The organism is Roseburia sp. AF15-21 (assembly GCF_003479505.1).
In the GTDB taxonomy this organism is placed as follows: domain Bacteria; phylum Bacillota; class Clostridia; order Lachnospirales; family Lachnospiraceae; genus Roseburia_C; species Roseburia_C amylophila.
In genome coordinates this window covers 50,666-77,156 of sequence record NZ_QUHG01000002.1, presented here as the reverse complement: position 1 = coordinate 77,156, position 26,491 = coordinate 50,666, and the positions used below count along the sequence as shown (strand labels likewise).

Sequence of the window (26,491 nt, the reverse complement as noted above, 5' to 3'; positions counted from 1 at the left end):
TAGACGTTCCAGCCGGAAAAATAGTTTCATCTTTTTTATTATAACCCGCACAACTTACTGCCGGCAACTCCTTACCTGTGCTTTGCACCTAGAAAATGCTTCCTATCTTTCATAAATCTCTCTTCTTTTTTGTACTTTTTATTTAGGGAAATGCATAGATTACTACAAAAAATGAATTGAGAATTGCTATGTGCGGTATTTCCGGTTTTTGTAATTTACATACTGATTTTTTAGAAAGGGAGCCTTATTATCGTAACATTCTATCTGATATGAGTGACGCACTTTATCACCGCGGGCCGGACTCCCATGGTATTTATTTAACCTCTCATACAGGGTTTTCCCACACCCGGCTTGCCATTATTGATCCTCATGGTGGACTTCAGCCTATGACCAGACATTATTGTGACGCAGACTTCACCATCGTCTATAATGGAGAACTTTATAATACGAAAGAACTCCGTGAGGAACTGGTTTCCCATGGCATGACCTTTCGTACTCATTCCGATACAGAAGTCATTTTAAATGGATTTCTTTTTGAAGGACCGTCCTTTGTCCGGAAAATGAATGGTATTTTCGCTTTTGCCATTTATGATGAGGCTCATCAGCTTCTCTATCTCTTCCGGGATGCCTTTGGTGTAAAGCCGCTCTTTTACCGGCTTTTTCATGACACACTTATCTTTTCTTCCGAGCCGAAGGGAATTTTCTGTTATCCCGGCTGCATCCCTTCGGTAAATAAAACAGGACTCTGCGAAATCTTCGGGCTTGGTCCTGCCAGGAACCCCGGCAACGCAGTTTATGAGCATATGGCAGAATGTCTGCCGGGACATTACCTCACTTTCAGTGCTTCCGGACTGAAAGATTACTGTTACTTCCGATTAGAAAGCCATCCACATACAGACAGCTATGAAGAAACTGTTGTCCACACAAAAGAGCTGCTGTTACAGTCCATCCGCCGGCAGATGGTTTCCGATGTTCCTATCTGCACCTTTCTTTCCGGCGGGTTGGATTCCAGTCTTGTCTCTTCGGTCTGTGCGGAAGAATTAAGAAAAGAAGGGCAGACTCTTTCTACCTATTCCTTTGACTTTACAGATAATTCCCGTTACTTTAAGGCAAATGATTTTCAGCCCTCCGAAGACCGTCCCTTTGTGGATATTATGAAAGACTATCTTAAGAGTGAGCATCAATATCTGACCTGTGACAACCGCTCCCAGGCTGACTTACTTTTTGCTTCCATGAAAGCCCATGACCTTCCATGTATGGCTGACGTTGACTCATCCCTGCTCTTCTTCTGCCGGGAAGTCAGTAAGCAGCATAAGGTAGTCCTGACCGGAGAATGTGCCGATGAAGTTTTCGGCGGCTATCCGTGGTTTCACCGGAAGAATTTTCTTTCCTGCAACACGTTTCCATGGACACCGGATTTGTCTTTCCGCAAGTCCTTCTTAAAAGACGAAATTGCAGATGCACTGTCCTTAGATTCCTATGTGCAAAGTTCTTATGAAAATGCCATTGCAGAGGTCGATATTCTGCCATCGGACAATGATACGGAATGCAGCCGCCGGCGTATTTCCTATCTTAACATCCGCTACTTTATGCAGACTCTGCTAAACCGCATGGACCGCACCAGTATGTTCTCCGGTCTGGAAGCCCGCGTTCCTTTTGCAGATAAAAACCTGGTTTCCTATGTCTTTAATGTGCCATGGGAAATGAAGGCCAAAGATGGTCTTGTGAAAAACCTTTTGCGGCAGTGTGCAAAAAACTATCTTCCGGACACCATTACTTTCCGCAAGAAAAGTCCTTATCCTAAGACCTACCATCCTTACTATGAACAGCTCCTGCGTCAGCGTCTGAGTGTGCTGCTGACCACCGGGGAAAGTCCCCTTCTTGCACTGATTGATAAAGAAAAGACTATGCAATTCTTAAATCAGGAAGGAGACTATGGCAAACCATGGTATGGCCAGCTTATGGCAGGTCCTCAGATGATTGCTTATCTCCTGCAGATTCATTACTGGCTCAGTGAATATAAGACTGACATTCATTTATAATCTACCGGCATTGGAGACAGTACCACCGGCTGCAGCTGTCTTCCTTTCATGGCTGCAGCTATGGTATCCTCTAACTGTCCAAAATCTGCCACCAGTGAATGGGGCTTCTTCTGATAATCATCCTGCCGGAAAGGTACAAAATAGATATGCTTCATATTCATCAGCAGTCCGATATTTCTAAGATTCATGGACAAAGCATCATTGGTAGAAATTGCCAGCACCAACGGCTTTTCATTTCTAAGATGCGCTTTGGCTGCCATAAGCACTGTGGTATCTACAATGCCCTGCTGCAGCTTTGCCATGGTATTTCCGGTACATGGTGCAATTGCCATCACATCAAAAAGTCCTGACGGACCGATGGTTTCTGCCTGTACGATACTTTGAATTCCCCTTTCTCCTGTAATCTCCTGCATTCTGTTTTGAAATACTTCCGCTGTCATAAATCTGGTATCCAAAGTTCCTGCATGTCTGGAGTATACCGGAATAACTTTTATTCCTTTTTGCACCAGTGCTTCTGTCGTCCGGAGTATCTTCCCAAAAGTGCAGAAAGAGCCGGTAATTCCAAGTCCTAATGTAAGCTTATACTCTTCCATAATCTGCTGCTCCTCTTTCTATCATCCGTGCAAGAATGATTCCTGCACTTTCTGTCAGTATTCTTCCAGGAACGGCAGTAAGATGTTCCACATGAATACCTTTTTCTTCTAACTCCTCTGCCGGAAGTCCGCCACCAGTTGTAATATCCCATAGATATGTTTTCTCATCGCACCATTTTAAGACTGTGTCTATTGGACATGGTTTATCTGCCATATAAAAAATCCACTCAAAGTTCTGCTCCTCTGCATTCTCCTGCCACAAGCTACACCCCATTTCCATTGCCACCCGCTGGCAATCTTCCTTTATATCATAAACAGTTACTTCCGCTTCCAAAGATAAAAGCAGCTTTGCCATGGCTCTTCCACAATAACCAAAACCTGCCACCAGACAGTTTCTTCCTTTCACGCAGCACCTGCTCTTTGTCATTGCTTCTACAAGGCAGCCTTCTGCTGTCAGTCCGGCATTCTCATTTCTAAAGACTTCATCTTCCATATAATCAACCAGCCGTATCCGCCGCCCTGATGGTCTTCGTGTCAGAACCTCCGGGAAACAACCTCCATAAATAACACTTCTCTCCGCTGCATAGGATAATACCATTCCTATTTTTACCCTGCTTCCTCTGATTCTGCCATCCTCCTCCAGTGCCCGCAACGGTAATACAATAATCTGACTCTGCATCAGTCGCCGGATATTCTGCTCCGTTATTTCTATGATTCCAATTCCTGATTCCGTCAGACAACGTTTCAATGCCGGTGTTCTTTCATCTGCTCCAATGATTGCGATTTGCATTTCATCCCTCCTTGCCTTGCAATCGTCTGTTATTACTATATGCGGATGCTCCATTTTGTTACCGACAGCAAAAGAAAACAGAACCGGTTTGCACCGATTCTGTTTTCCTTTATCTGTTTTCTTTTTATCTGCTATTTTTTAAACTGCTACAATAACACCGCCATTATTGGCATACATGGTGCTGACTCCTGCAGTATCTACAATTCTGATATCTTTAAATTTTGCCAGCTTTTCCAATTTTTCTTTTACCTGTTTTGCACGTTCCGGACAATTGCAATGTGCGATGGATAAAATCTTCTTTTCACACTCTTTCGTTCTCTTTACAATTTCATTAACCATATAGTCCAATGCCTTTGCCATTCCTCTTGCCTGTCCCAGCTGACAGATTGTACCCTCGGGCGTGGCCCCCATTACCGGCTTGATATTTAATGCCCCGGCAACCCAGGCTTTCAGGTTACTGAGTCTGCCGTTTTTACGCAGAGTCTCTAAAGTCTCTAATACAAAGAAGGTCTGCTGGTCTTTAATATATTTTTCTGTCTCAGCAACCACTTCTTCAAAGCTCTTTCCGGCTTCCTCTGATTCCTGTATCTTTTCTGCAATCAGAGTCTCTCCAATGGATGCGGAACAGGAATCAAATACATGAATCTGTTTTGCCATATGTTCTTCTAAATAAAGCTTCTTTGCCAGCTCTGCACTGTTATAAGAACCGCTTAATTTACCGGAAAGTGTTACTACATATACATGCTCTGCTTCTCCTAAATATGCTTCCACATATCTCTGTGGAGATGGGCAGGATGACTTCGGGCTATGCCTGCTTTCCTTTACCCTGCGAATAAACTCCAGTTGATCAAAGGATTCATCATCCACCACATGGTATCCATCTACCTCAAGCTCTAACGGAACAGACTGGAATCTTCCATCTGCTTTCATATCATCAAATAACTCTCCACAGCTGTCTACTATGATTTTGTAGCTCATTTTCTATCCTCCTGATTGCGTAGTCATCTCTCTTATAGTATGTACGCAATGTTTAAAATTATATGTTATGTTTTTCTTTGTAATAACAAGTAGTTTTCATTACTATGTCATATTATCATAAATATTACGTTTTGAAAAGAGGATATTTAAATTTTTATAATATTTCACAAATATTTTATTTTTTCAGGAAAGTAAGTACCCGCATTGTCTCATTTTTCATATAAAATAAGGAACTATCCACGGTATAATAATCCCCGATATGCCCTTCTTCAATGAAAAACTGCTGTGCCTGCCCATAAACTGCCTCATCCTCAAACTTCATCTGTACAGGGTGGCTGTCAAGCTCTGTAAATAATGCTCCGATGTCTTCCGGATACCAGTCCTTAAAATAACAATTTTCCTGCACAAAATAACTGTCATCCAGGCAATTGCATTCCGGCAATGAAAAATTCACATTGGGGCTGTGGGTCTGAAATAACTCTTCTGTAGTTGCAGTAAAAGAGCAATAATCTACCACTTCAGCTACATCTCCGAAGTCATCCGGACTGTTGGAAGTTGGATTACCCCAGGTAGTATCCATATAATAATAGGCTCCATCCAGTTCGATGAGATTCCATGCATGTGGTTCTCCATTGGCAGTTCCTGTCACTATCGTACATGGAATATCTAATAAATCCATCAGATATTTTGTGGCACAGGCATAGCCCTGGCACACCGTTCTTCCCTCTAGAAATACACTGATGATATTCTGATTATTCTCTGCATTAAGGTCATAATTTACCGTACGCACCAGCGTATCAAATATAAACCGCGCTTTCTGGTAATCACTGTCCTCGGATGAAATGCCGCCAAGCAGTACATCGACCTTTTCATCAATTGCCGCCTGTGTCTCCTGTCTTGCAGCTTCATCCATTGTATACTTCGGTGCAAACTTAAGCCCGGTCAGTACACCCGCACGGGAATATTCCGTATAGGAATAGCCATCCACCCAGAAGAGTCCGCCATAGTCTGCCATAATTGCTTCATACATTTTTGCCAGTACGTCTTTATCTAATGTAGCAACTGCCACCTCTTCCCGATGATTTAAAATAGCATCCAGCATCTCATCATAAACAAGCTGTTCTTCTTCCGTAAGCTGGCCATATACATATTTTTCCTCTGAAACAGACTCTACCGGAAGCAAGGTATTATCCGGTATCTGTCCATTGATATCTTCTACTACTTCATCTACCCATTCTTCAACGGATGACGTATTACAGCCGGTAAACAGAAACGCCATAAGTATTCCTGCAATACCGGTTAATAATCTTTGTTTTCTCATATCATTTCCTTTCGATCTGCTTCTTTTCATAGACATTCTACAATACTTTCTCTGTTTTTTCTATCCGGTTTGTGTTACACTTTAAAAATGAGGAGGATACTATGATTGCAATACAACTTTTACAGGTAAAGGATTTTATGAATAAATTACTTCGCACGGATTTATTTGACCACTTCTTATTATCAGAAGCTACCATCCGTGGAAAAGGTTCCTATGAAATCGACGGACATCTTGTACCGGATTTCTACAGTCCGGAAGAACTGGATGAACTGGAACTAACCGGTTTAAGCTGCCTGCCTTTTGGCATGCTGCGTGAAAACTGCTTCGCCCTGATCAAGGGAAAACATACCCCCTCCTATTTCCGCTTTATCTTTCAGCTTTCTCCAAAGAATCTTAAAAATACTCTGGAAGTAAGCAAAAGTGGTCTGACCCCCCAGGATTTGAACGGAGTTTTCTTAAACATCAAATTTCAGGATGGTATTCTTTCCTGTACCAATGGCGTATCTTACCGCAGTTTTACCTTAGACCACACCTTCGACCAGGAATGGGATATGCTGATACGCAAATTTTTTGCCGGGCATGATATCCCCTATACCGATATCAACTAATTTTCTTTACTTTTAAAATAAATTATGCTATTCTAAGCATAGCCATATGGCTAGATAATTTTTGTGGAGGTACTATAATGAACGGTACAGTTAAATGGTTTAATAACCAGAAAGGTTACGGATTCATCTCTGATGCAGAAGGTAATGATGTATTCGTACACTACTCAGGACTTAACATGGATGGTTACAAATCCTTAGAAGAAGGCGCAGCAGTAGAATTTGACGTAACAGAAGGCGCCAAGGGTCCTCAGGCAACTAACGTAACAGTAATTAAATAGTTGCAATAATCAAGGTTTTTCAATGTACCTTTCTCAGATATAGAATTTGATTTTTAATAATGATTTTTTATGTTGATTAAGATATAACGAACGAATTTGATTAAGAAAAATGGGATTGCTCCCTTCGGTATTACTACCGTTGGCTGCAATCCCGTTTTCTTACCTGTATGCAAACAACATAGAAACTGCTGCTCCGATAAAAATAAAGAAATCGGAAATATTAAATACAATTCTTGAAAAGCGTTTCCACGGTGTATCAAAGCGGATATAATCCACCACATGCTTCTTATGAATTCTGTCCCAGAGATTGCTTAATCCGCCGCCAACCATCATACTCATACCGGTTTTCAGTCCTGTATTTCCTCTTCTTAATACAAACCCATATATGGTCATCAGTCCTGCCATGCATGCACTGTGTAACCCCAGCATAATTTTCGGTTTCTTCGCCAGAAAGTTCAATGCAGCTCCATTGTTATAATATTTTTCAATTACAACCGGAAGCTTTGGAACTCTTTTTTCTTTTCCCAACGGCTCCTTCTTATCAACCCGCTGCTTGATTCCTTCATCCAGCCCGAAAATGGATGCCACCAGTAATAAATATTTCATGGAAACTCCTCCTTCTTTTGTTCTACCTGATTCCTTCTGTCCTTTTCTTTCTCTCTTTCTGCTCCGCCTGCTCTATAATTCTATGTCAGCAATCACATCCCGCAGTGCTTTTGCTGACGCATGAAGCCTTGCCCGCTCTTCTTCGTCTAATGACACCGGAAGAATCTGCTCCACGCCACCGGCATCCACCACTGCCGGCATGCTCAGCACGATATCGAAAATGCCATATTGCCCATGCATCAGACTGGACACCGGAAGCACCGAATGTTCATCCCGGACAATACATTCACAAATCCGCTTAATCGCCATTGCAATCCCATAATAGGTTGCCTGCTTACGCTCTATGATTTCATAAGCACTGTTCTTTACTTCTTCATATATACGCTTCGTATGACTTTCATATTCCTCATAGCCACGCAGCTTATAAATCTGTTCCAACGGAATGCCGGATACGTTGGCAGAACTGAATACCGCCACCTCGCTGTCTCCATGCTCTCCTACAATAAATGCATGCACACCACGATTGTCGATGCCAAGCTGTTTTCCCAGCATATTTTTTAACCGGGCAGTATCTAATACTGTTCCGGAACCGATTACCCGATTTTCCGGAAAACCGGATAATTTCAATGCTGCCAGTGTCAGTATATCCACCGGATTTGATACGATGAGTAATATGCCACGACACCTTCTGCTTGCAATTTCCGGGATAATATTTTTGTAAATGGCTACATTTTTCTTTACCAGCTCAAGCCTTGTTTCTCCCGGTTTCTGGTTTGCTCCTGCCGTAATGATAATAATGTCGGCATCCACAATGTCATCATAACTGCCGGCATATATTTTCATCGGTGCGGCAAATGGCATTCCATGGCTGATATCCATGGCCTCTCCTTCCGCTCTTGCTTTATCCACATCAATTAGAACCAGTTCGGAAAAGAGCTTGCTCTGCATCAGTGTAAATGCAGTGGCAGAGCCGACAAACCCACATCCGATAATGGCTGCCTTTCGTAAATCAATTGCATGTTCCTGCTTCATCTTTACCCTCCTGCTTCGTGTTTTCTATATAGAATCCCACAGAAGCAGTTATTCTATGCAAACAAGAACCTCCTATGTCCGGCGCAACTGTTCGAAGGTCTGATAGAGATTTAAGGTTCCATATCCCCATTCCCGGTTCGGATAAACTCTGCTTTCTAACCGCACCGCACCGCGGATAAAATCATTTTTAATTTCTGCATTTGTAATATCAGTATTATAACCACGCTCTACTGCCCATTCCAGATACAGTGCTGCAGCTCCTGCAGTAATTGCCGCTGCAATGCTGGTACCACTTCTTGCCTCAAACCGGTTGCCCGGTGCCGGTCCAATCACATTGACACCCGGTGCTGCAAAATCCGGCTTTACCAGTCCCGATGCAGTGTATCCTCTGCTGGAATTCAGATAAATACTGTCATTTCCTGCATTGTATCCACCTACTGTCATCGGTGCAGCTGCATTTCCCGGCATGGTAATTGTCGTATCCGGATTAGAACGAATAAAAGAAATATCACCGGCAATCAGTCCGGTAATCGGAAGCCACATGTGATATCTTCCTTCTATACTGTAATCGCCATTTACCTCAATCGTCCAGATGCCTCTGGTGGGCCGGTCAAACCGGATATAAATAAGCTGATCTCCTGTGGCAGTGCCAACAATGTGGTAATCAATGATAACCTGTGTATTTTCAAATACAAAACGGTATACCTCTCTGCCATCCTGCTGCACCCGGACACCTGCCGTCCGCTCTCCCGTTGGCGATATAATCCGCACCGAATAAAGCTCCGGAGCCTTTGCCCACATTTCAATATGGAAACCCGCCACTGCATCTTCCACATTTACTTCTACCACATCACTCTGCTGCCCGAATGCAACTTCTCCGTAATAATGATGTCTGGCAGTAGCTTCATTCCCTGCTGCTACCACAACTGCCGTATTCCGCTTGAAGGAAACATAATTAAGATAATACGAAATCACACTGTTTCCACTGTGATCCCCGGAATTGCTTCCAAGCCCAAGATAAATCACCAGAGGGCGGCGATATCGTTCCGCCAGTCTGGTCAGATATGCCACCCCCGCCATAATATCATTTTCCTGATAAGCCTTTGCAGCTTCCGGAATATAATAAAAACGCCTTAAATATTTCTTTGCCGGCTTCAGCTTTACCATGGCAATCTGTGCATAGGGTGCTACTCCGGCAAATTTCTCCGAAAGTTTTTCGCTTCCTGCCGCAAGACCTGCCATAAAGGTACCATGTCCTTCTTCATCCCGGTGAGGTACTACCCGAAGAGGTGCATCTGTTAACAATGCCATATCGATCTGTTCTTTTGTATATTCCGTTCCATAGAGGAATCCCTCTGGTGTATCTTCACTTCGAATGCTCTGATCCCAGATTCTTAATATACGGCTGCTGCCATCGGAATTACGGAATACTTCATTCTGATAATCAATTCCGGTATCCACAAATCCAATCAGAACACCCTGCCCTCTCAAAGCAAGATTTGGCTGACTCTGTACCCTTATGATTCCGCCTGCCTGCAATGCCTCTTCGTCTAATGTGGTAAAACATTTTGGAATTGCCGAATAGGTATACTGGTCAATATCCAGCTTCGGCAAGCCTGCACTCTGCAAATAGACTACATTAAAATCTTTATCAATATTCTGGATACAGCCTCCCGGAAGATATTCATTTTCAAGGCTCAGATAGGAAACCAGAAGGTCGTAATATTCTTCCGAGTATGGTGCGTCTTTACAATCTTCCATATAAGCTCCGGCACTTATTTTCTTTTATTTTATTCGTTTACCGGTAATGCTGCCACTCCACGCATAGTAATAAGCGGTCCGCCCTTTTTTTCAATATAATCTCTTGTAATCGTTACCTGGCCGATGTTTTCGTCCTTTGGAATCTCATACATGATATCTAACATAAATTCTTCGATAATGGAACGAAGTGCTCTTGCTCCGACCTTCTTCTCCTTTGCTTTCTCTGCAATTGCCCGCAGTGCATCCTCTTCAAATACCAGATTGACTTCGTCTAATGCCAGAAGCTTCTGATACTGCCTGATGATAGCATTTTTCGGCTCCTTTAGAATACGGACCAGCATATCAACAGTAAGTGATTCCAGGGTAAAGAGAATCGGAAGTCTTCCGATAAATTCCGGTATCATTCCAAACTTCTTTACATCTTCTACCGTTACTTTCTGTAACAGATTCTCATCATTATCATATTTATCCTTTAAATCTGCCTGGAATCCAATGGATGCCTGCTTATTGAGACGTTCTTTGATAATCTCTTCAATATCCGGGAAAGCTCCGCCACAGATAAAAAGAATATTCTTAGTGTTAACGGTAACCATCGGAACCATGGCATTCTTGCTGCTGGCTCCCACCGGCACTTCCACTTCTGCTCCTTCAAGAAGCTTTAACATTCCCTGCTGTACGGATTCTCCGCTGACATCACGCTGGTTGGTGTTCTTCTTCTTGGCAATTTTATCAATCTCATCAATGAAAATAATGCCATGCTCTGCCCGCTCTACATCATTATCTGCAGCTGCAAGCAATTTACTGACAACGCTTTCGATATCGTCTCCGATATAACCTGCCTCAGTTAAGGAAGTCGCATCTGTAATTGCCAGCGGCACATCCAGAAGTCTTGCCAGTGTCTTCACCAGATAAGTCTTACCACTTCCGGTCGGTCCAATCATTAACATATTGGATTTCTCGATTTCAATATCATCCATCGTATCGGTTGCCACACGTTTATAGTGATTGTAAACTGCCACAGACATTACCTTCTTGGCATATTCCTGTCCAACCACATATTCATCCAGGCTTGCTTTAATCTTATGTGGTGCCGGAATCTTCTTTATATCTAATTTCGGAGCTTCTGCTTTCTCCTCTTTGGTTTTCTTTTTCTTAATCTTCTGGCTCTGCGGCATAAAGCCCTGCAAATCCGAAAGATTAATCATGCTGATATTGGGCATCTGACCATTTGGTATAAAATCACCCATTGGAAATCCGGAGTTATTCATGCTGTCGAAGGTTCTCTGCATACAGTCTTTACAAATGCAGATATTATTCGGAATCTTTATCATCTTACCGGCAACACTTTCCGGTCTGCGACAGATGTAACAGATTTCTTCGTATTCATCCTTCTTCTCATCTGTGGTCTCTTTCTTTGTCTCTTCTACAGTATCTATATTTTCAAGTTCTCTCTTGTCTTCATTCTCTGTCATATCTGATTCTCCTATTCTCTCAAATCTGTTTTAAGATTCTAAAACATTGCTTTTATTATAATTCAAGCCGGTTTTAATCTCAACCTTCGCAGCCATAATTTTATAAAATCTTCATATATGACAGAACCTGATATTTTTTACTATTTTTCAAAATTTGCAACCAATATTTGACAGTCTCCCTATTAAATGCTAAACTTTCAATGTAATTTATTAGATTTTTATAAACCAAGGAGGACATGAAAATGGGTGTCGCAGCATTAGTTTTAGGAATTATTTCCATCGTTGTTGACGTAGTTACAGTAGGTGTTTATGGCTGGATCGGAGCAATCTTAGGTCTTATCGGTACTATCTTAGGCGCTGTTGGACATAAGAATCAGGCTAAATGTGCTACAGGTGGTCTTGTATGCTCTATCATCGGATTAGTATTAGGCTTACTGCTTTACATCGCATGTGTTGCATGTGTTGCATCTGTTGCAAGCGCATTCTAATATTTGTTTTTTGAAAGGATACATGGAAAAAGATGGCACTTTATCTGAATATTCTGGGATTTCATATCCCATCTTATGGATTTATGATCACACTTGGAGTGATTACGGCAAATCTTTTTGCCCTGTATCCGCTCAGAAAATATAAGCTTAACTTCGATGATATGCTTATATTAGAAGCTTACACATTACTTGGCGCCTTCTTAGGCGCCAAGCTTTTGTATCTATTCATTTCTTACCGGGACATTGACTGGTCCCGTATGTTAGAACCCCAGTATTTTAATTACATTATGCAGAGTGGCTTTGTATTTTATGGCGGACTGATTGGAGGACTGCTTCTTTTTCTGCTGGCCGGAAAAATACATCATATTGACTGGAAGCCTTTTATCATTCACCTGATTTATCTGATTCCATGGATTCACGGTTTCGGACGTATCGGATGTTTTCTTGCCGGCTGCTGTTATGGAATTCCATACGATGGACCTTTTGCAGTACAGTTCCCGGAGCATTCCATTGCGCCATCTGATACTACGCTGTTTCCAGTTCAGCTGGTGGAAGCAATCTGTCTTCTGATTCTTGCTGTCGTACTTGCAATACTGGATTTAAAGAAATCTTATCCGCACACGATTGCCATATATTTTATTGTCTATGGTATTCTGCGGTTTCTGTTAGAATATGTCCGCTATGATGCCGTCCGCGGTCATCTCTTTGCCTTATCCACCTCCCAGTGGCTCAGCATTGGATTTGTAGTTGGAACCATATGCTATCTTATCAGAACTTCTGTTTCCAGAAAAAAGGCATAAGTTTGGCTTCTCTTTATTGACAGACTACAGTAAAAACATAAAAATCCTGCAACATGACAGGTATTTCTGATACCTTCATACTGCAGGATTTTTTATACATATAAGGAAAAGCTTGCATGCATTCCCTGTTATTTATAACAGTTCTTTCAATATCTTATTTACCATTCCAGGATTTGCTTTGCCCTTCATGGCTTTCATGGTCTGACCTACTAAGAAACCGATTGCCTTTTCTTTCCCATTGCGGTAATCTTCTACCGACTGAGGATTCTCTTCGATGACTTTGGCAATGGTATCACGCAATGCACCTTCGTCATTTACAGTCTTTAATCCATGCTCTTCTACATATTTATCCGGGTCGATATCCTCTGCAAAAATCTGCTCAAATACTTCTTTTGCCACATTGCCATTGATGGTTCCGGCATCGGTAAGCTCGATTAATTTTGCCAGATTTTCCGGTGAAAATGCGATATCCTCCGGGTCTTTATTCTGCTCCTTTAAGATTCGCATGGTCTCACCCATCAGCCAGTTGGATACTTTCTTTGGCTTATTGCAGATTGCAGTTGTTGCCTCAAAAACATCTGCCATTTTCTTTGCAGATGTTAAAATGTTGGCATCATATTCCGGCAGACCGAATTCTTCCTGATAACGCTGACGTTTTGCTTCCCGAAGCTCCGGCTGGCTGTCTTTTATGCGCTGTAACCATTCATCACTGATGACGATTGGAACCAAATCCGGTTCCGGGAAATAACGGTAATCCTGTGCATCCTCTTTGGAACGCATGGCATAGGAATATCCCTGGTCATCATTCCAGCGTCTGGTCTCCTGAACCACCTTTTCGCCAGACTCAATCAAATCAATCTGTCTTGCTGTCTCTGCTTCAATGGCTCTTGCAATTGCTTTAAAGGAACCGATATTTTTCATCTCGGTACGGGTACCAAATTCTTTTGCTCCTGCTTCACGGACAGATAAGTTGACATCTGCACGCATGGAGCCTTCCTGCATCTTACAGTCGGATGCACCAAGATACTGCACAATCATTCTTAATTTATCAAGATAAGCAATGACTTCCTCTGCAGAACGCATATCCGGCTCAGATACAATCTCAATCAGTGGAACACCGGAACGGTTATAGTCCACCAGGGAAACATCTTCCCAGTCATCATGGACTAATTTTCCCGCATCCTCTTCCATATGAATCTCGTGGATTCCAATGGTTTTCTTTCCTTCGGAAGTCTCAATCTCAATGCCGCCATCGTGGCAGATTGGAAGATAAAGCTGAGAAATCTGATAGTTCTGAGGATTGTCCGGGTAGAAATAATTCTTCCGGTCAAATTTACAATACTGGTTGATTTCACAATTCATGGCAACACCTACTGCCATGGCATATTCTACCACCTGTTTATTTAAAACCGGAAGAGAGCCCGGCATACCGGTACAGACCGGACAGGTGTGTGTATTTGGTGCACTTCCGAATGCAGTAGAACAGCCACAGAAGATTTTGGTCTTAGTTGCCAGTTCCACATGGACTTCCAGTCCGATGACGGTTTCATACTGTTTACTCATAATCTTCTCCTCCTAATCTGCTGCTAACGGGCTGTGCTGATATGGTCTTGTCTGTTCAAATGCATAGGCTGCACGAATGATATTTTTCTCTTTGAAGCAGTCTCCAATCAACTGCATGCCAATCGGAAGCCCTTTGCTGTCAATTCCGCAAGGAAGACTGATTCCCGGAAGTCCTGCCAGGTTCACCGATACAGTATAGATATCGCCTAAATACATTTTCAGCGGGTCGCTTAAGGACTCTCCTAGCTTCGGAGCGGTGGTCGGTGCTGCCGGTCCTAAAATTACATCATATTTTGCAAATGCTTTATCAAATGCCTGCTTAATCAATGCTTTCGTACGCAGTGCTTTTAGATAATATGCATCATAATAACCAGAACTTAAAACAAAGGAGCCTAACATGATACGACGTTTTACTTCTGCTCCGAAGCCTTCGGAACGGGATTTCTTATACATGTTGTGAAGTCCTTCGTAGTCTTTCGTACGATAGCCATATTTTACGCCATCAAAACGGGCAAGGTTGGAGCTTGCTTCTGCATCTGCAATTATATAGTAAGCAGGGATTGCATATTCTACCAGGCTCAAATCGAACTCTTCTACGATAGCACCTTTTTCTTCTAATTTCTTAGCGGCTGCTAAAATAGCATCCTTTACTTCTGCATCCAGTCCTTCTCCAAAATAATCTCTTGGAATACCGATTTTCATTCCTTTCACATCATCGACCAATGCACTGGTAAAATCGGTCTCTTCTCTCTGAATGGAAGTAGAATCCTTTTTATCATAGGAAGTAATTGCCTCTAAAATGGTTGCGCAGTCTGTCACATCTTTGGCAACCGGTCCTATCTGATCCAAAGAAGAACCATAGGCAATCAGTCCATAACGTGATACGGTTCCATATGTTGGTTTGATGCCGGTCACACCACAGAATGCACTTGGCTGACGGATAGAACCACCAGTGTCTGAACCCAATGCATAAAAGCATTCTTCTGCTGCTACTGCCGCACAGCTTCCACCGGATGAACCGCCCGGTACATGCTCGGTATTCCATGGATTTTTGGTCTCTCCAAAAGCAGAGGTCTCTGTGGTACTTCCCATGGCAAACTCATCCATGTTGGTCTTTCCAAGAATTACTGCTCCGGCTTTTTCCAGATTTAATACTGCTTCTGCGGTATAAGTCGGAATAAAGTTATATAAAATTTTAGAACTGCAGGTAGTCAGCATTCCTTTGGTACACATATTATCTTTAATTGCTACTGGCACTCCTGCCAGAGGTCCTGTTAATGTTCCATCGTCAATAAGCTTCTGCACTTCTGCCGCCCGCTTCATAGCGCCTTCTTCATCTACGGTAACAAAACTGTGTACCGCATCCTCTTTTGCTGCAATGGCTTCTAAGGCGGCTCTTGTAGCTTCTTCTACTGATACTTCATGGGCTTTGATTTTCTTTCCAAGCTCTACTGCTGTCAGTGATAACAAATTCATCTTCTGCCGCCTCCTTTACTGATCTACGGTCTTTGGTACAACAAATGCCCGGTCTCTGCGCTCCGGCGCGTTGGCAAGGGTATCCTCGCCGCCGTCACCATTGGTTACTACATCTTCCCGGAATACATTATGTACCGGAAATACATGGGACATCGGTTCTACACCGGATGTATCCAGTTCGTTTAATTTATCAATATAATCTAGCATGCTTTCCATGTCTTTTTTTGCTGCTGCTTTTTCCTCTTCGGAAAGCTCAAGCTTTGCAAGGATTCCAACGTATTCCATGGTTTCATCTGAAATCACATTTGCCATTGTTTTTCCTCCTTAATCACGTACTTTGATATGAACTTCTCTTAACTGCTGCTCGGTTACTTCGTTTGGTGCTCCGCACATCAAATCCTGTGCATTTCCATTCATCGGATAAGCAATGACTTCACGGATGTTATCCTCGTTACGCAGTAACATAATCATACGGTCAATGCCAGGAGCCATTCCTGCGTGTGGCGGTGCTCCAAACTGAAATGCATTGTATAATGCTCCGAATTTATTTTTCAGCACTTCTTTATCATAACCTGCGATTTCAAAAGCTTTCTCCATAATCTGCATATCATGGTTACGGACTGCACCGGAGGAAAGCTCCACACCGTTGCAGACGATATCGTACTGGTATGCTAAGATGTCCAGCGGATTCATGGTATTGAGTGCCTCTAAGCCGCCCTGTGGCATGGAGAATGGGTTATGGGTAAATCCGATTTTCTTGGTCTCCGGGTCACGCTCGAACATTGGGAAATCATTGACATAACAGAAACGGTATGCATCTTTCTCAATTAAATCCAACTTCTCGCCTAATTCATTTCGAATCATGCCTGCATAATATGCGGCACGCTCTTCTTTATCTGCCATGAAGAAAATGGTATCTCCTACTTCAAGGCCTGCCAGCTTTCTGAATTCTTCTTTCATGTCATCCGGGATAAATTTATCAATCGGTCCCTTATAGCTTCCATCTTCTAATACTTCCAGATATCCTAAGCCGCCCATACCGATTCCGGTTGCAAATTTCAAAAGTTTCTCATGGAAACCTTTGGACATCTCTGCATGTACACGGATGGCTCTTACGGTCTTTCCGATAAATGGCTTAAAGGTACATCTCTGGAAGAACTCTGTCACATCGATGATACGAAGTGGGTTCCGAAGGTCCGGTTTGTCACTTCCGAACTCTAACATTGCCTGCTTATAACTGATGATTGGATACGGTGCTTTCGTTACTTTGCTGCCTTCCGGTGCGAATTTCTCAAAGGTTGCAGAAAGTACTTCTTCACCAATCTTAAATACATCTTCCTGGGTTGCAAAGCTCATTTCAAAGTCAAGCTGATAGAACTCTCCTGGTGAACGGTCTGCTCTTGCATCCTCATCACGGAAACATGGTGCAACCTGAAAATATTTATCAAATCCGGATACCATCAGAAGCTGTTTGTACTGCTGTGGTGCCTGTGGCAATGCATAAAATTTTCCTTTGTATTTTCTGGATGGCACGATGTAATCTCTTGCGCCCTCCGGAGAAGATGCGCAAAGAATCGGTGTCTGAATCTCTAAGAATCCCATTTCTGTCATTTTCTCTCTTAAAAATGAAATTACCTTGGAACGGAAAATAATATTGTCTTTTACTTTCTGGTTTCTTAAATCCAGATAACGGTATTTCAAACGGACATCCTCGCGGACTTCCTTACTGGTCATTACTTCAAATGGAAGCTGTGTATAGACCTCTCCCAAAATATCTACGCTCTTTGCCTCTAATTCAATGGTTCCGGTTGGAATCTTTGGATTGTAGGTCTCTTCATCTCTTTTTTCAATCAGACCTTCTATGGAAACTGCCTGCTCCTTGCGGATTCCCTCTAACAGTTTTCCATCCCGGATTACAATCTGCATTACTGCATACATATCTCTTAAATCAATAAAGGATACGCCGCCATGGTCACGGATATTCTCTACCCAGCCTGCTACCCGAAGTGTCTTTCCAATGTCGTTTTCGCTTACCTGATTTAAGGTTACGTCTCTGTAAATGTTGCTCATCTTATCTACTCCTTTTCTGATATGATTGTCAGCCCGGAGTATAAAAATAACCCCGGAATACTGACTCGTATTCCGGGGCGAATAATCTTCTTATCCGCGGTACCACCCGCATTGGAAAATGAATGCTTCATCTTCCCTCTCTTCGTGCGTAACGTGCACTACGTACTGACCTACTGTAATTCAGCCAGTCGGCTCCAGAGTGTTCCCTTTGCTTTCTCTTCCAAACAGCGCTCTCAGTCGGTGACGCTGTATTCCTGTCGGCCTCTAAAAGTAAGAGTCTCTTTCCCAGCTTTTGCAACTATATCTCCTAGTTGTTGACTATGATAGCACTGCTTTTTTTGTTTTGCAAGTATTTTTTACAAATCTGATGCTATTTTTTCACTATGTCCTTTATATTATCCAGATTTATTTTATATAATGAACATAATCTGTTTTTCTCGGAGCGGCGTCTTTTGCCGGTTCTTTTGCATAGCCAATGACACAGTTTCCAATGCCTTCGTAATCTCCTTCAATGCCAAGTTCCTTTAAAATTGCTTTTCCCTCTTCCCGCTCAAAAGTTTCTTTTGCACGGTGAATCCAACAGCTTCCAAGACCTAAGGAATGTGCTGCCAGCATCAGATTGCCCATAACGAGGCTTCCATCATAAAGATAGGTAGGACGGCTCTTATCTGCTAACACCACCAGTACCACCGGTGCTCCATAAAACGGATCGCCGGTTGTTCCCATAATCTCAGCATTTACCTTGGAAAGTCTGTCTCTTACTTCTTTATTGGTAACTGCAAGTATAATCGGTGACTGCCTGCCCATTCCGGTAGCCGCATAAGTTCCGGCTTCCACTACTTCTGCAATCAGCTCTTCCGGCACCATATCTTCCTTATAACCTCTGATACTTCTTCTTGTCTCCATTGCTTTTATGATCTCATTCATTTCTTACTGCTCCTTTCTGATGCTCCGGCGGAAAATTTCATCCGCCTCTTTCACTACTTCTATCTCTCCGGTCTCAATCATATGTTTGATGCGGTTCATATACCAACTGTCACTGATTCCAAGTGGATATTTTAACAACAGATTTCCAATAAGTCTTGCCTGTATGATTTCGCCCTCCGGCAGTTCTCTTCGAATCAGGAAATCATAAAAATCATCTTTTACGCCCACCAGACAGCCATTTATCAGAACCCGAAGAGGTGCATCTTCTTCTTTAAGTTCGTCCCATCTGGATGCAAATACTTTCTGCTCATGCTCTGAAAGTTCCTTTTCCAATGGGAGGAATCGATAAAACTGTCCGGCATCTACTTCTCCCCAGGAAGAATAACGTACCGTCGTATTTTCCTCTTCTCTTACATAATCCGGTAGACGTACCACGGATATCGCGCATTCATATTTCCGCAGCACACTGACTGCATGGCAGAGTCCGCACAGGGAATAAGGCTTGTTGCTGTACCAGATACGGAAAGATTCTCCCTGCTTTGCAAACTGCTCCATCCGCTGCAGCTCTTTCCCATAGGTTTCCACTGCCTGCTCTAATTCTTCCCGCTCCTCTTTCTCATCCTCATTCCAATAGACACCATACTGCTCTAAGATTATCTTCTTCCGATATGTACCATCCAGCGGTTCCCTCAGGCTGCCAATGTCCAACATAAATGGCAGTATAATGACCTCCGCAGAAGTTCCGCCAACTGCTTCTCCTGCAAACATGTCTTCAAAGGTGGCTTTGTCCGGCTTTTCCCCAAGCCATGCGGTTGGTCCATCCTCATAATCCGGCTGCTGATAGTTCTTCGCAAGCTTCATGGCTACGCCTTCACTTTCGCCAAATAAGATTTCTATCATCTACACTTCTCCCTGCTCTATGAGATATTCTAAGAATGCTTCGCATCCACGTGTTACATCCACATAAGTCTTATCGAACCTGCCGCTATACCATGGGTCGGATATTGCTGTCTGCTCTCCGGCAAAGGAAAGCAGCATGGATATTTTACCGCCACGATGCCCGGTTATCCGCTCGATTCCACAGATGTTGCTTTCGTCCATCCCTATGAGATAATCATAAATCTCATAATCGGATTTTGTCAACTGTCTCGCCCGCTTGTCCCGAAAATCGGTCTCCGGCGTATTCCCGATTCCATGCTTCTTAAGCTCCGTCTGCGCCGGCGGGTAAATCGGATTCCCGATGCCATTCCAGATTTCTTCGGTGCTGGTGGCAGCCGAGGCTATCTCGAATCGGTCGGTGAGGCCTCGTCTGGCGACGAGGTCCTTTAGGATGAATTCTGCCATGGGGGAACGGCAGATGTTGCCTAAACAAATGAAAAGAACTTTTATCATGGTTTTGTTTACTCCTTGTTTTGCCCTGGAATGCCCTGTTTTGCGATGGTTTCCGGGATTTGTGTAGTTTGCTCTGAAATTACGGATTGTGGTAAATCAGAGCAGAATTGAGCAAGTTGTTACTAGCTGTTAGTAGTAAAAGGGAATTTCTTACTACTAAGGATTTTTATCTTTTTCTTTGTCATCGTCTTCTTTACCTGTATCTACCGTCTCTCCTAACATTCCGTTTATACCAAGCGAATTTGCAAATCGTTGATTTCGTTCAGATAACTCTCTTGCTACATCCATTGCCGGAGTATAAGCTATTTTACTTATTTGAGATAAATTACCCATTTGGGACAACATAGAATTATTATATATTGCACTTTGCTTTGCAGCCGCTATAGCCATTTGATTACCTGCATTTTCAAGTCTTTTTGCAAAATTCACCTGTCCTGCAATATTTCCCATAACCTGATATTGTTTTCTAATCTGTTCCATCTGAGCACTCATTGCATTTCCAATCTCCAAAGAAGGAATTACACTTGATACATCAATTTTAGGAACTGCTGACTTAATAACCAATTCTCCCAAGGTTGATAACGCTGGTTTCATCTTTTCAATCCATCTTGGAATTGATTCACCCAACACTTTAACAAGCATATTTCCTAATGCAGATACTACATCTACTAATTTTGTTTCTGTATAAATATCTTTCTCTAGAACATTTATTGCTTCCACTAATAATTTATTAATGTTTTTCAGTGATTTTCTTACCTTTTCATATTCATTCTGCGTCATTCTCTTATTATGCATTACCGTATTTCTATGTGGTTGTAGCTCATCAATCTTTTCTTTAATATTCCTAAACTGTTTATACTCCGAAAAGAAACGATTCCATAAAGATTCGCTTCTGCATTGATTTACAATATCTAAAATTTCTTCTTTTGACAAGTCTTCTACGCTTGACTCAGATAATTCTTGTTCCAATACTTCTGAAATATTTCTTCCACAAAATGGCGTAAACAAATACTCTTTAAGTTGTTCATAAGTCAACTCATTCAAAGCACTTTCAACCATTTTCGTTTTGTTTCCCTTTCCCTTCATTGCATCCTGTAAACTTTTACTAAAAGAATTATCATACCACTCAACCCCAAATATTTTGATTATTGTTATATAAACTAATTCTCGTATTCGTCTTTCAAATATACCAAATAATGGCATTAACTTACAGCAGTATAACTGAGATACCTCATCATATGAAATTACAATATTCCATGTTTTCCTATGTTCACCTTGAATAAGCCTATTAGTTACACTATCAAGATATTTTGCGGCTCTAGCTGGTGTCTCATTACAACTCAATTTAAGAAAGACCATATTTTTTTCTTTTGAAGATATCTTATATTCAATTTTCACATTATTATCTAAATTTATCTCAAAAGAAGAATCATTTACATTATTAAACAAATTTTCAAAAAGCTGTTTTATCTGTTTTTTCATTCCCAAATTGATATCACTATTATTCTTGGGAAGAATTATCATATTTACTTCCATAAATAGGTCACATCCTTTCCAACTTATAATTATAACTTCAATCACCAACTTTTTCCACAAAAATAACGCCCCGGCCTAAGCCAGAACGTCATCCCACTTCCATATTAAACTGCCTTGAACATTTTCTGTGACATCGGTTTTTCCTTCTTCTGCTCAACCTCTGCCTGCGCCTTCCTAAACTCTTCCATTCGTTTCAATTCTTCCTCTGCATCATCGAATCCGATATGTGTGTACCAATTCATTATGACCGATATATCCGAATGCCCCATGAGGTACTGTAACGTCTTGGAATTCATTGCCGATTTTGCCATATTTGAACAATAGGTGTGGCGTCACACATGTGGCGTGATATTTTGCATCTACACCCGGTAGATATCATTGTATCTGCCGACCATATGATTGAATCGGTACTGCCAGTGCATTGCCACAAGTGGCATTCCATTATCATCGTAAAATAGGAATCCACTATATCCATCTATGGTTTTCTCCACTTTCGGTGCATTTCTATCCTCGATAATTGCCTGAAACATCTGTGCCCCATCCTCTGTGATTGGCAATACTCTAGTTCCGGCATCCGTCTTTGTAGTTTCTATGATGTATCGCATATCTGATGTTCTCTGCAACATATATCACTCTTACAGATAACTTTCCTCATAGAAAAATCCCACCTATCCAAGCTATCTCCTAACTCATGTTCAAAATTAAGAGACGACCCCATGGGTAAGATTTTGTATTCAAACATTTAATTCATTTTATTTTCATAGTCTTGCAATTCATGAAAAATATTGTCCACATAAACAGTATCGTTTTCAATACGATAAAGCATAAAATATCGATGCGATAAAAAATTGATTCTTCGATATCCTAATTCTCTTAGTTTGAGATTATCACAAAGTTTCAGGCTTCCTGCAACATTTGACAGACTTATTTTTGTTGCTTCAAAATCATTTAATAAATTTCTTGCAGCCTGCTCACTTTTCTTTTCAAGCAAAAGATATGTGATGAATCTATCAAGATCCTCCTCCGCATCCTTCATCAAAACAACCTTATAATCCATACTTTGACCTCATATCAGAAATCACACAATCTGCTTCCCTGAACATTCCCTGTTCTCTGGACTTTTTCAATTTTGCAAGCATCTCGTTCTCAGTCATCGGTGCATATGGATTTGATTCTACCTGTCTTTTTATTTCAAAAGGAAATCCATTTGCCGCAACAGCCTGTGTTAAAAACATTCTAATTGCTGTTGTTGTATCTGTGCCCAAATCTTTAAATAGTGCATCTGATTTACTCTTTAACTCATCTTCTACTCTAACCTGAATTGTACTAGCCATGTTCAGCACCTCTCTTCCATCTGTTTTCTTCATTATAATGCTAAATCATATCTATTTCAATACATTTGTATTGTTTGGTAGTGTAAATTTACTGTAGAAAATTAATAGACGGATCTTGAAAATCTGCCATATTTTCAATCTACTCTAACCCTCCATCTTCTTCCTGCGCTGCATCTTCCACAACTACTGTCTCACCCTGCTCTGTATTTTCTGCATCTTCCGTGCCTTCATCCAAAGCAAAAACGCCCTCTTCCGCTTTCTCCTTCTCCTCCTCTTCCGTTTCTTCCACTCCCCCATCCTTCCGGAACTTCTCCCGGAACTGCTCTTTCTTAGCTGCCACAGCGTCCTTGAGGGCAAGCTTCTTCTCTTCGCGGTTTTCTAAGGCTTCCTGCTTCTTTGCGTCACGGAGTTTTTGCTGTTCTTCGTGCTGCGCGGCTTTCTTAAGCTCTTTTTCCTGGCGCTGCTCTTCTTTGATGCGGAGCTTCTCGGCTTTATCCTGCTCCTTCTGCTGCAGGCGGTTCTGGCGAAGTTCGTCTTTCGCCTGCTGCTTCTGGCTCTTCTTGACCTGCTTTTTGGCGGAACGCTCGATAGAACGGATCATGCTCTTGGCATCACCGACTCTGCGACGGGCACTGCGGTATGGATCGTAGAGGAAATAGGATGCTGTGGTAAGTGCCAGCAGCACCAGTCCTACGATAAGGCAGATTGGAAGCAGGAAATCGTAGAAGCCGTACTTTAATTCATAGCCGATAAAGAGAACCAGCATCACCGGGAAAACTACTGCTGAGAAAATATCGCAGATGAGTCTCCAGAGAAAGAAGCACTGCTTCTGATGTACAAAAATGGCAGCCTGCACGCCGGTAAAGAACATCAGCATCAGACAGATTTGTGATGTGATTCCATGTAAAAAGCCTACAAAGACGCACAATGCCAGTGAAAAGAAAAACATGGCAAGGGCGTAGCCTCTGCGGTATGCATATTTATATTCCCGCATTCCCTCTCGCTTATCTGCACTCAGGTCATGGATTTCATATATCCGGTCATTGACCCGCTCCTTCATATCCTCCCGGTATTTGCGGCCTTCTCTGGCATGTGCCATATTTTCGTCCATGTCTTCGTCCAGTTCCTGCAACATTTTCTGTTCCATAAAAATCTGCTGCAGCAACTCATCTTCCCGCTCTCTGCGCTTTGTGATTTCATCCTGAATCCAGCTTGCCTTCTGCATCTGGAGACTCTCTTTCATCCATTGTTCCTTTTCCATATTTTCACCCATAGCTGCCTTCTCCGTTTCATACGCTTCCATTCTGTTCTATTTCTAATCAATCAAATCATTCTGAAATCTCGACAAATGCTCATAAGGAAGAATCAGTCTTCCCCGGTATAAGCCGCAGCCGTCATTCATCAGGCTGTTGCTTACTGCTGTAAACATGTCGACATCCACACCGGAAAGCTCCAGTTCCTGCAAACGCCTGCACCGTTCATAAGCTTCATCAAAATAAATGCATTCTCCCTCCGGGATGGTATCCCGGCGTGCTCTGGATGCTTCCTGCTTTTTCTCATAATTAATATGATTGGCGGAACCGATTTCTGCAATGTCATCCATCTGCTTTGTGCGAAGCTGCATTTCCACATAACATCTCGCACTGTTATCATAAAAAGTAATATGTAAGGATTTGTAATCGTCCTCCTTTTCGCTGGTGATATAATCCCGGTAATATGGTTTTACAGCATCATCCAAAAGCGGGGAACTGCTTCTTAAGACACCGCCTGTCGGCTCTGCCGTAAATCCACGCTCCTCTAAAAACTGTGGCAGCACATTTGCAATCTGATAAAGGTGCTTTAATTCCTCTTCTTCGCGGTTCTCATGATTTTTCAAATGACACCGTGGCATGGAAATCACAATCCGATATGCAATCAGATCACGGAAGCAGTTCAGCTTTTCCTTTAATTCTGCAATGTCCGGATAGCTTTTATGCTTTTTATAATAATCATAAATGTACTCTACAATATAGCCGTTGAATTTGCCCTCCGCACGAATCAGTGACTTGATTCTTCCTTTAAAAGTAAAGGAAAGATAAGGATATTCCATTGCCATATATTTGTAGAACTCACGGATTTTCTGGGACTGCGCTGTCAGGAAATCATTGTGCTCTAACAGTTCCATAATCTGAATCAGGAAATTGCAGTGCACCAGATCCACTTCATTTTTTGATACTTTTGCGGATGCCCGGAGGTCCTGCGTATACTTTTTCAATATCCGGAACACCGTTGCTCCGGAGTATAAGTAATCATTTAATGTAACCATTTTCCCTCGCTAAAATATCTTTTTATTTCAAATACTCTGCCAGTTCATATACCCTGTTTCTTGTTAATTCTGCCGCCTTATCATTTTCCAATAATGGCTGAAGGCTTCCGCCCTCGGCATCTTTGCCGGCTTCCTCTACTGCACTGTCTTTTGTCTTAATCCAGTCACGCTCTTCCTGGGTAAGAGTCGTCATAGTGTCCTCATCCAAAGTCTCTTTTAAACGGCTCCAGATAGAATTCAGCTCATTATCCCACAACTGATACAACTGCAGAGACAGGGTATTCATTTCCTGCTGTGTCAGTTCTCCACTGGAAAGGTCTTCCTGCATGGCTGCTGCTTTCTCCTCGATTTTCTGCAATTCACTCTCTATAGATACATCGGAAGTTGTGGTTTTATCATTTACCGTAACCTTATCTCCACTCGGTCCTAAAAAGGTATCAAAGGTCAGCGTATTAAAAATTGCATAGAATGGAAGCGTCGTATCCTCATCGGTAAGACCAATGGATGCCCAGTCCAGGAATCTTTCCGGCAATTCATCTAACGGTGCACCCGGCAGATAAATATATAAATCATAAACCTCTTCCAACCCAGCCGGTCCCGTGTAAATATATTTCACGCCGCCTTTAATTTCCGTGTCGCCTTCTGTTTCCTTCGTTGCAATATCCTCCAACTGCATCTCATAGGTATAATCATTTATCTTTTCCGGCCGGGTGAATTTTCCATAGAAATCACAATAGTAAAGGGTTCCATTTGGATATCCATCCCCGCTATCTCCCGCATCTGCATCATGATAATTTCCCACAAAAGAGCCATCCTCGGATAAAATCAATGTAGAATCCCATGCACCGGCTCCGCTGGTAAACATAAAGCTTTCTCCTGCAAGCTGTGCAAAAATGTCATCTTCATCCACATTTTCCGTTTCTGTCTCCTCTGTCACCTCTTCTGAGTTTTCCGTTTCTTCCGTCTCAGTCTCTGCCTCTGTTTCTGTGGTCTTTTTCTCCGACTCCACGACTCTGCTTCCGCAAGCCGCAAACGTTGACATTCCCAACGCTGCACTTAATATCATTACTAAAAACTTTTTCCCTTTCACAAACGAATCCTCCTGATGTTCCTTTTCGT

Annotated in this window: 26 protein-coding genes and 1 pseudogene; 5 read left to right on the top strand and 22 right to left on the bottom strand. The window is 42.2% G+C overall.

The features are described 5' to 3' along the window. Positions 1-188 precede the first annotated feature (188 nt). The gene (gene asnB / locus DWW33_RS03325; protein WP_118638839.1) at positions 189-2,042 is read left to right on the top strand and encodes an asparagine synthase (glutamine-hydrolyzing); all 1,854 of its coding nucleotides are present in this window, start codon (positions 189-191) and stop codon (positions 2,040-2,042) included. On the opposite strand, the gene DWW33_RS03320 is transcribed toward asnB, so the two are convergent. The 4 genes from DWW33_RS03320 to DWW33_RS03305 all read right to left on the bottom strand — a co-directional run bounded on the left by DWW33_RS03320 (position 2,033) and on the right by DWW33_RS03305 (position 5,724). Further along, positions 2,033-2,635 carry a dipicolinate synthase subunit B gene (locus DWW33_RS03320; protein ID WP_117840754.1) on the bottom strand — a complete coding sequence of 201 codons (603 nt, stop codon included), beginning with the start codon at positions 2,633-2,635 and terminating at the stop codon, positions 2,033-2,035. The two genes, asnB and DWW33_RS03320, sit on opposite strands and share 10 nt — an antisense overlap. After that, entirely contained in the window at positions 2,622-3,425 is an 804-nt protein-coding gene (locus DWW33_RS03315) for a hypothetical protein (protein ID WP_158577447.1), read from the bottom strand. The genes DWW33_RS03320 and DWW33_RS03315 overlap by 14 nt, the downstream gene beginning before the upstream one ends. A 138-nt stretch (positions 3,426-3,563) precedes the next feature. Then, complete coding sequence (locus DWW33_RS03310; RefSeq protein WP_118056932.1) at positions 3,564-4,403, bottom strand: DegV family protein; 840 nt, start codon at positions 4,401-4,403, stop codon at positions 3,564-3,566. A gap of 175 nt (positions 4,404-4,578) precedes the next feature. Then, entirely contained in the window at positions 4,579-5,724 is a 1,146-nt protein-coding gene (locus DWW33_RS03305) for a transglutaminase domain-containing protein (RefSeq protein WP_158577446.1), read from the bottom strand. Between the two features lie 101 nt (positions 5,725-5,825). On the opposite strand from DWW33_RS03305, the gene DWW33_RS03300 reads away from it, so the two are divergent. Further along, positions 5,826-6,332 (top strand): DUF5721 family protein, encoded by a 507-nt coding sequence (locus DWW33_RS03300; RefSeq protein ID WP_118638836.1) that lies wholly within the window; start codon positions 5,826-5,828, stop codon positions 6,330-6,332. Positions 6,333-6,409: 77 nt separating this feature from the next. Next, positions 6,410-6,610 (top strand): cold-shock protein, encoded by a 201-nt coding sequence (locus tag DWW33_RS03295; RefSeq protein WP_022242668.1) that lies wholly within the window; start codon positions 6,410-6,412, stop codon positions 6,608-6,610. 159 nt (positions 6,611-6,769) lie between these two features. On the opposite strand, the gene DWW33_RS03290 is transcribed toward DWW33_RS03295, so the two are convergent. The 4 genes from DWW33_RS03290 to clpX form a co-directional block, all read right to left on the bottom strand. Further along, the gene (locus DWW33_RS03290; RefSeq protein ID WP_117698943.1) at positions 6,770-7,216 is read right to left on the bottom strand and encodes a signal peptidase II; all 447 of its coding nucleotides are present in this window, start codon (positions 7,214-7,216) and stop codon (positions 6,770-6,772) included. A 72-nt stretch (positions 7,217-7,288) separates the two neighbouring features. After that, a complete protein-coding gene (locus tag DWW33_RS03285; RefSeq protein WP_118638835.1) occupies positions 7,289-8,248 on the bottom strand; it encodes an L-lactate dehydrogenase in 960 nt (319 codons plus the stop codon). Between the two features lie 72 nt (positions 8,249-8,320). Next, on the bottom strand, positions 8,321-10,009 hold the full coding sequence (locus tag DWW33_RS03280; RefSeq protein ID WP_118638834.1) for a S8 family peptidase: 1,689 nt from the start codon (positions 10,007-10,009) through the stop codon (positions 8,321-8,323). Between the two features lie 29 nt (positions 10,010-10,038). Further along, on the bottom strand, positions 10,039-11,481 hold the full coding sequence (gene clpX, locus DWW33_RS03275) for an ATP-dependent Clp protease ATP-binding subunit ClpX (RefSeq protein WP_117698946.1): 1,443 nt from the start codon (positions 11,479-11,481) through the stop codon (positions 10,039-10,041). Positions 11,482-11,723: 242 nt separating this feature from the next. Here clpX and DWW33_RS03270 point away from each other — a divergent pair, with 242 nt between their 5' ends. Both DWW33_RS03270 and DWW33_RS03265 read left to right on the top strand, forming a co-directional pair. Continuing rightward, a complete protein-coding gene (locus DWW33_RS03270; RefSeq protein WP_117699110.1) occupies positions 11,724-11,969 on the top strand; it encodes a hypothetical protein in 246 nt (81 codons plus the stop codon). 32 nt (positions 11,970-12,001) lie between these two features. After that, positions 12,002-12,769, top strand: coding sequence for a prolipoprotein diacylglyceryl transferase (locus tag DWW33_RS03265; RefSeq protein ID WP_118172792.1), 768 nt, complete (start codon positions 12,002-12,004; stop codon positions 12,767-12,769). Between the two features lie 132 nt (positions 12,770-12,901). Here DWW33_RS03265 and gatB read toward each other — a convergent pair whose 3' ends face one another. The 14 genes and pseudogenes from gatB to DWW33_RS03195 form a co-directional block, all read right to left on the bottom strand. Continuing rightward, positions 12,902-14,332 (bottom strand): Asp-tRNA(Asn)/Glu-tRNA(Gln) amidotransferase subunit GatB, encoded by a 1,431-nt coding sequence (gene gatB, locus DWW33_RS03260; RefSeq protein WP_118638833.1) that lies wholly within the window; start codon positions 14,330-14,332, stop codon positions 12,902-12,904. 12 nt (positions 14,333-14,344) lie between these two features. After that, the gene (gene gatA, locus DWW33_RS03255) at positions 14,345-15,808 is read right to left on the bottom strand and encodes an Asp-tRNA(Asn)/Glu-tRNA(Gln) amidotransferase subunit GatA (RefSeq protein WP_118638832.1); all 1,464 of its coding nucleotides are present in this window, start codon (positions 15,806-15,808) and stop codon (positions 14,345-14,347) included. Between the two features lie 15 nt (positions 15,809-15,823). Continuing rightward, positions 15,824-16,120 (bottom strand): Asp-tRNA(Asn)/Glu-tRNA(Gln) amidotransferase subunit GatC, encoded by a 297-nt coding sequence (gene gatC / locus DWW33_RS03250; RefSeq protein WP_022242659.1) that lies wholly within the window; start codon positions 16,118-16,120, stop codon positions 15,824-15,826. A gap of 12 nt (positions 16,121-16,132) precedes the next feature. Then, positions 16,133-17,878 carry an aspartate--tRNA ligase gene (gene aspS / locus DWW33_RS03245; protein WP_118087233.1) on the bottom strand — a complete coding sequence of 582 codons (1,746 nt, stop codon included), beginning with the start codon at positions 17,876-17,878 and terminating at the stop codon, positions 16,133-16,135. A 405-nt stretch (positions 17,879-18,283) separates the two neighbouring features. Continuing rightward, complete coding sequence (locus DWW33_RS03240) at positions 18,284-18,805, bottom strand: nitroreductase (RefSeq protein WP_117699105.1); 522 nt, start codon at positions 18,803-18,805, stop codon at positions 18,284-18,286. A 3-nt stretch (positions 18,806-18,808) separates the two neighbouring features. Continuing rightward, positions 18,809-19,705, bottom strand: a complete 897-nt coding sequence (locus DWW33_RS03235; RefSeq protein WP_118638831.1) for a DUF3658 domain-containing protein — start codon at positions 19,703-19,705, stop codon at positions 18,809-18,811. Next, entirely contained in the window at positions 19,706-20,197 is a 492-nt protein-coding gene (locus DWW33_RS03230; RefSeq protein WP_118638830.1) for a low molecular weight protein-tyrosine-phosphatase, read from the bottom strand. 156 nt (positions 20,198-20,353) lie between these two features. Continuing rightward, on the bottom strand, positions 20,354-21,733 hold the full coding sequence (locus DWW33_RS03225) for a hypothetical protein (protein WP_118638829.1): 1,380 nt from the start codon (positions 21,731-21,733) through the stop codon (positions 20,354-20,356). Positions 21,734-21,837: 104 nt separating this feature from the next. Beyond that, a pseudogene (locus DWW33_RS16270) lies at positions 21,838-22,362 on the bottom strand (tyrosine-type recombinase/integrase); the annotation flags it as partial. A 113-nt stretch (positions 22,363-22,475) separates the two neighbouring features. Then, positions 22,476-22,790, bottom strand: coding sequence for a type II toxin-antitoxin system RelE/ParE family toxin (locus DWW33_RS03215; RefSeq protein ID WP_118638828.1), 315 nt, complete (start codon positions 22,788-22,790; stop codon positions 22,476-22,478). Then, positions 22,780-23,067, bottom strand: coding sequence for a type II toxin-antitoxin system RelB/DinJ family antitoxin (locus tag DWW33_RS03210; protein ID WP_118638827.1), 288 nt, complete (start codon positions 23,065-23,067; stop codon positions 22,780-22,782). The genes DWW33_RS03215 and DWW33_RS03210 overlap by 11 nt, the downstream gene beginning before the upstream one ends. A gap of 139 nt (positions 23,068-23,206) precedes the next feature. After that, a complete protein-coding gene (locus DWW33_RS03205; RefSeq protein WP_118638826.1) occupies positions 23,207-24,370 on the bottom strand; it encodes a hypothetical protein in 1,164 nt (387 codons plus the stop codon). A 12-nt stretch (positions 24,371-24,382) separates the two neighbouring features. Then, complete coding sequence (locus tag DWW33_RS03200) at positions 24,383-25,372, bottom strand: guanosine polyphosphate pyrophosphohydrolase (protein ID WP_117698592.1); 990 nt, start codon at positions 25,370-25,372, stop codon at positions 24,383-24,385. 22 nt (positions 25,373-25,394) lie between these two features. Beyond that, on the bottom strand, positions 25,395-26,462 hold the full coding sequence (locus tag DWW33_RS03195) for a lysozyme inhibitor LprI family protein (RefSeq protein ID WP_118638825.1): 1,068 nt from the start codon (positions 26,460-26,462) through the stop codon (positions 25,395-25,397). Positions 26,463-26,491 lie beyond the last annotated feature (29 nt).

Bases quoted from the DNA above. Each gene is read 5' to 3' on its own strand.
- DWW33_RS03310 (WP_118056932.1), bottom strand. From the start codon at position 4,403: ATGAGCTACAAAATCATAGTAGACAGCTGTGGAGAGTTATTTGATGAT.
- DWW33_RS03235 (WP_118638831.1), bottom strand. From the start codon at position 19,705: ATGATAGAAATCTTATTTGGCGAAAGTGAAGGCGTAGCCATGAAGCTT.
- aspS (WP_118087233.1), bottom strand. From the start codon at position 17,878: ATGAGCAACATTTACAGAGACGTAACCTTAAATCAGGTAAGCGAAAAC.
- DWW33_RS03285 (WP_118638835.1), bottom strand. From the start codon at position 8,248: ATGAAGCAGGAACATGCAATTGATTTACGAAAGGCAGCCATTATCGGA.
- DWW33_RS03305 (WP_158577446.1), bottom strand. From the start codon at position 5,724: ATGAGAAAACAAAGATTATTAACCGGTATTGCAGGAATACTTATGGCG.
- gatA (WP_118638832.1), bottom strand. From the start codon at position 15,808: ATGAATTTGTTATCACTGACAGCAGTAGAGCTTGGAAAGAAAATCAAA.
- asnB (WP_118638839.1), top strand. From the start codon at position 189: ATGTGCGGTATTTCCGGTTTTTGTAATTTACATACTGATTTTTTAGAA.
- DWW33_RS03315 (WP_158577447.1), bottom strand. From the start codon at position 3,425: ATGCAAATCGCAATCATTGGAGCAGATGAAAGAACACCGGCATTGAAA.
- gatC (WP_022242659.1), bottom strand. From the start codon at position 16,120: ATGGCAAATGTGATTTCAGATGAAACCATGGAATACGTTGGAATCCTT.
- DWW33_RS03270 (WP_117699110.1), top strand. From the start codon at position 11,724: ATGGGTGTCGCAGCATTAGTTTTAGGAATTATTTCCATCGTTGTTGAC.
- DWW33_RS03240 (WP_117699105.1), bottom strand. From the start codon at position 18,805: ATGAATGAGATCATAAAAGCAATGGAGACAAGAAGAAGTATCAGAGGT.
- DWW33_RS03230 (WP_118638830.1), bottom strand. From the start codon at position 20,197: ATGATAAAAGTTCTTTTCATTTGTTTAGGCAACATCTGCCGTTCCCCC.
- gatB (WP_118638833.1), bottom strand. From the start codon at position 14,332: ATGAGTAAACAGTATGAAACCGTCATCGGACTGGAAGTCCATGTGGAA.
- DWW33_RS03210 (WP_118638827.1), bottom strand. From the start codon at position 23,067: ATGGCTAGTACAATTCAGGTTAGAGTAGAAGATGAGTTAAAGAGTAAA.
- DWW33_RS03295 (WP_022242668.1), top strand. From the start codon at position 6,410: ATGAACGGTACAGTTAAATGGTTTAATAACCAGAAAGGTTACGGATTC.
- DWW33_RS03225 (WP_118638829.1), bottom strand. From the start codon at position 21,733: ATGGAAGTAAATATGATAATTCTTCCCAAGAATAATAGTGATATCAAT.
- DWW33_RS03300 (WP_118638836.1), top strand. From the start codon at position 5,826: ATGATTGCAATACAACTTTTACAGGTAAAGGATTTTATGAATAAATTA.
- clpX (WP_117698946.1), bottom strand. From the start codon at position 11,481: ATGACAGAGAATGAAGACAAGAGAGAACTTGAAAATATAGATACTGTA.
- DWW33_RS03280 (WP_118638834.1), bottom strand. From the start codon at position 10,009: ATGGAAGATTGTAAAGACGCACCATACTCGGAAGAATATTACGACCTT.
- DWW33_RS03205 (WP_118638826.1), bottom strand. From the start codon at position 24,370: ATGGAAGCGTATGAAACGGAGAAGGCAGCTATGGGTGAAAATATGGAA.
- DWW33_RS03215 (WP_118638828.1), bottom strand. From the start codon at position 22,790: ATGGATTATAAGGTTGTTTTGATGAAGGATGCGGAGGAGGATCTTGAT.
- DWW33_RS03265 (WP_118172792.1), top strand. From the start codon at position 12,002: ATGGCACTTTATCTGAATATTCTGGGATTTCATATCCCATCTTATGGA.
- DWW33_RS03200 (WP_117698592.1), bottom strand. From the start codon at position 25,372: ATGGTTACATTAAATGATTACTTATACTCCGGAGCAACGGTGTTCCGG.
- DWW33_RS03320 (WP_117840754.1), bottom strand. From the start codon at position 2,635: ATGGAAGAGTATAAGCTTACATTAGGACTTGGAATTACCGGCTCTTTC.
- DWW33_RS03290 (WP_117698943.1), bottom strand. From the start codon at position 7,216: ATGAAATATTTATTACTGGTGGCATCCATTTTCGGGCTGGATGAAGGA.